A 2,386-nucleotide genomic window follows, 5' to 3' on the forward strand; every position below is an offset into this window, starting at 1 on the left:
TAGTAGCGCGCTCAAGACCCGAAGCGGAGTGATCTAGCCATGGGCAGGTTGAAGCGGAGGTAAGACTTCGTGGAGGACCGAACCCACCAGGGTTGAAAACCTGGGGGATGACCTGTGGTTAGGGGTGAAAGGCCAATCAAACTCCGTGATAGCTGGTTCTCCCCGAAATGCATTTAGGTGCAGCGTCGTGTGTTTCTTGCCGGAGGTAGAGCACTGGATAGGCGATGGGCCCTACCGGGTTACTGACCTTAGCCAAACTCCGAATGCCGGTAAGTGAGAGCGCGGCAGTGAGACTGTGGGGGATAAGCTCCATGGTCGAGAGGGAAACAGCCCAGAGCATCGACTAAGGCCCCTAAGCGTACGCTAAGTGGGAAAGGATGTGGAGTCGCACAGACAACCAGGAGGTTGGCTTAGAAGCAGCCACCCTTGAAAGAGTGCGTAATAGCTCACTGGTCTAGTGATTCCGCGCCGACAATGTAGCGGGGCTCAAGCGTACCGCCGAAGTCGTGTCATTGCAGCTATAGGGCCAACGCCCGCTGTGATGGGTAGGGGAGCGTCGTCTGCCGGGTGAAGCAGCCGCGTAAGCGAGTTGTGGACGGTTGACGAGTGAGAATGCAGGCATGAGTAGCGATTCACACGTGGGAAACGTGTGCGCCGATTGACTAAGGGTTCCTGGGTCAAGCTGATCTGCCCAGGGTAAGTCGGGACCTAAGGCGAGGCCGACAGGCGTAGTCGATGGATAACCGGTTGATATTCCGGTACCCGCTGTGAAGCGTCAAACATCGAACCAGGCGATGCTTAGTCCGTGAAGCCGTTCCGGACCCTTCGGGGAATGGAAAGTGGTGGAGCCGACGAACCAGACTTGTAGTAGGTGAGTGATGGGGTGACGCAGGAAGGTAGTCCATCCCGGGCGGTGGTTGTCCCGGGGTAAGGGTGTAGGACGTCAGGTAGGTAAATCCGCCTGGCAATAGTCTGAGACCTGATGCCGAGCCGATTGTGGTGAAGTGGATGATCCTATGCTGTCGAGAAAAGCCTCTAGCGAGTTTCATGGCGGCCCGTACCCTAAACCGACTCAGGTGGTCAGGTAGAGAATACCGAGGCGTTCGGGTGAACTATGGTTAAGGAACTCGGCAAAATGCCCCCGTAACTTCGGGAGAAGGGGGGCCAGTCCTGGTGACGGAATTTACTTCCTGAGCTGGGGGTGGCCGCAGAGACCAGCGAGAAGCGACTGTTTACTAAAAACACAGGTCCGTGCGAAGCCGTAAGGCGATGTATACGGACTGACGCCTGCCCGGTGCTGGAACGTTAAGGGGACCGGTTAGTCACATTTCGGTGTGGCGAAGCTGAGAACTTAAGCGCCAGTAAACGGCGGTGGTAACTATAACCATCCTAAGGTAGCGAAATTCCTTGTCGGGTAAGTTCCGACCTGCACGAATGGCGTAACGACTTCTCGACTGTCTCAACCATAGGCCCGGTGAAATTGCACTACGAGTAAAGATGCTCGTTTCGCGCAGCAGGACGGAAAGACCCCGGGACCTTTACTACAGTTTGATATTGGTGTTCGGTTCGGCTTGTGTAGGATAGCTGGGAGACTGTGAACTCCGGACGCCAGTTCGGGGGGAGTCGTCGTTGAAATACCAGTCTGGTCGTGCTGGATGTCTAACCCGCGCCCGTGATCCGGGTGGGGGACAGTGTCTGATGGGTAGTTTAACTGGGGCGGTTGCCTCCTAAAGAGTAACGGAGGCGCCCAAAGGTTCCCTCAGCCTGGTTGGCAATCAGGTGTTGAGTGTAAGTGCACAAGGGAGCTTGACTGTGAGACCGACGGGTCGAGCAGGGACGAAAGTCGGGACTAGTGATCCGGCGGTGGCTTGTGGAAGCGCCGTCGCTCAACGGATAAAAGGTACCCCGGGGATAACAGGCTGATCTTCCCCAAGAGTCCATATCGACGGGATGGTTTGGCACCTCGATGTCGGCTCGTCGCATCCTGGGGCTGGAGTCGGTCCCAAGGGTTGGGCTGTTCGCCCATTAAAGCGGTACGCGAGCTGGGTTTAGAACGTCGTGAGACAGTTCGGTCCCTATCCGCTGCGCGCGCAGGAATATTGAGAAGGGCTGTCCCTAGTACGAGAGGACCGGGACGGACGAACCTCTGGTGTGCCAGTTGTTCTGCCAAGGGCATGGCTGGTTGGCTACGTTCGGGAGGGATAACCGCTGAAAGCATCTAAGCGGGAAGCCTGCTTCGAGATGAGTATTCCCACCCACTTGATGGGGTAAGGCTCCCAGTAGACGACTGGGTTGATAGGCCGGATCTGGAAGCACCGTGAGGTGTGGAGGTGACCGGTACTAATAGGCCGAGGGCTTGTCCTCAGTTGCTCGCGTCCACTGTGTT

Annotated in this window: 1 rRNA gene; it reads left to right on the forward strand. The window is 56.8% G+C overall.

What is annotated here, in order from left to right:
* A 23S ribosomal RNA gene (locus ACFWXC_RS52950) occupies positions 1 to 2,364 on the forward strand; the annotation flags it as partial.
* Positions 2,365 to 2,386: the final 22 nt, after the last annotated feature.

Origin of the sequence: Streptomyces sp. NPDC058683 (genome assembly GCF_042716195.1) — a bacterium.
Classification (GTDB): domain Bacteria; phylum Actinomycetota; class Actinomycetes; order Streptomycetales; family Streptomycetaceae; genus Streptomyces.